At 67.2% G+C, this 1,922-nt stretch carries 2 protein-coding genes; both read right to left on the reverse strand.

Features of this window, described 5'->3' with window-relative positions; translation table 11 throughout:
* On the reverse strand, positions 1–859 hold an 859-nt coding region (sucD, locus tag JAP66_RS31705), incomplete at its 3' end, for a succinate--CoA ligase subunit alpha (RefSeq protein ID WP_199435560.1).
* A 7-nt stretch (positions 860–866) separates the two neighbouring features.
* On the reverse strand, positions 867–1,922 hold a 1,056-nt coding region (sucC, locus tag JAP66_RS31710; protein ID WP_199435561.1), incomplete at its 5' end, for an ADP-forming succinate--CoA ligase subunit beta.

The raw sequence follows: 1,922 nt of genomic DNA on the forward strand, positions 1-1,922 counted from the left end.
GTTCGGCGGTTTCGGTGGGTGTTTTGCCGACTTTGACGCCGGCGTTTTCGAGGGCTTGTTTTTTGGCTTGGGCGGTGCCGGTGGAGCCGGAGACGATGGCGCCGGCGTGGCCCATGGTTTTGCCTTCGGGGGCGGTGAAGCCGGCGACGTAGCCGACGACGGGTTTGCTGACGTGGTCGCGGATGTAGTCGGCGGCGCGTTCTTCGGCGTCGCCGCCGATTTCGCCGATCATGACGATGACGTCGGTGTCGGGGTCGTCCTGGAAGGCTTGCAGGGCGTCGATGTGGGTGGTGCCGATGATGGGGTCGCCGCCGATGCCGATGGCGGTGGAGAAGCCGATGTCGCGCAGTTCGTACATCATCTGGTAGGTGAGGGTGCCGGATTTGGAGACCAGGCCGATGCGGCCGCCGCCGGTGATGTTGGCGGGGATGATGCCGGCGTTGGATTTGCCGGGGGAGATGATGCCGGGGCAGTTGGGCCCGATGATGCGGGTGTGGTTGCCGCGGGCGCAGGCGTGGGCCCACATGATCGCGGCGTCGTGGACCGGGATGCCCTCGGTGATCACCACGGCGAGCCCGATCCCGGCGTCGATGGCCTCGATCACGGCGTCTTTGGCGAACTTCGGCGGCACGAAGATCACGGTGACCTCGGCGCCGGTGTCGCGCATGGCCTCGGCCACGGTGCCGTAGACGGTGAGGTCCTGCTCGTTGATGGTGACGCTCTGCCCGGCCTTGCGGGCGTTGACCCCGCCCACGATGCGGGTGCCCGCGGCCAGCATCTTGGTGGCGTGCTTGGTGCCTTCGGAGCCGGTCAGGCCCTGCACGATGACTTTGCTGTGCTCGTGAAGAAAGATCGACATCGTCGTGTCACGCCCCTGCCGCTGCCAGTTCGGCGGCCTTGTCGGCCGCGCTGTCCATCGTGTCCACCAGCGTCACCAACGGATGCGCGGCCTCGGCCAGGATGGCCCGGCCCGCCTCCACGTTGTTGCCGTCCAGCCGCACCACCAGCGGCTTGCTCGCCTCATCACCCAGCATCCGCAGCGCCTCCACGATCCCCGAGGCCACCGCGTCACAGGCGGTGATCCCGCCGAACACGTTCACAAACACCGAGCGCACATCGGTATCACCCAGGATCACATCCAGCCCGGCGGCCATCACCTCCGCCGACGCGCCACCCCCGATATCCAGGAAGTTCGCCGGCGCCACCCCGCCGTGCCGCTGCCCGGCATAGGCCACCACATCCAGCGTGGACATCACCAGACCCGCACCGTTACCGATGATGCCGACCTGCCCGTCCAGCTTCACATAGTTCAAATCCCTGGCCTTGGCCTTGGCCTCCAGCGGATCCTCCGCCTGCACATCCACCAACGCGGCATGCCCCGGCTGCCGGAACCCGGCGTTCTCATCCAGCGTGACCTTGCCATCCAACGCGATGACCCGATCCGCCGGATCCCGCACCAGCGGATTCACCTCCACCAACGTCGCATCCTCAGCCACGAACGTCTCCCACAGCGACACCACCACATCCGCCGCCGCGGCGCGCACCGCCTCCGGGAACCCCGCCCGCGACACGATCTCCCACGCCACCGACCGATCCACCCCTGCCAACGGATCCACCGGCACCCGCGCCAACGCCTCCGGACGCTCGACCGCCAACTGCTCGATCTCCACCCCGCCCTCAGCCGAGGCCATCGCCAAAAACGTCCGATTCGCCCGATCCAACAGGAACGAGAAGTAATACTCCTCCGCAATCTCCGAGGCCTCCGTCACCAGCACCCGCCGCGTGACATGCCCCTTGATATCCAAACCCAGAATCTCCCGGGCCCGCTCCAACGCCTCCCCCGCAGACCCAGCCAGCTTCACCCCACCAGCCTTACCACGACCACCCGTCTTCACCTGCGCCTTCACCACAACCGGACCACC

This window comes from Qaidamihabitans albus (assembly GCF_016464705.1).
Lineage (GTDB): Bacteria > Actinomycetota > Actinomycetes > Mycobacteriales > Pseudonocardiaceae > Qaidamihabitans > Qaidamihabitans albus.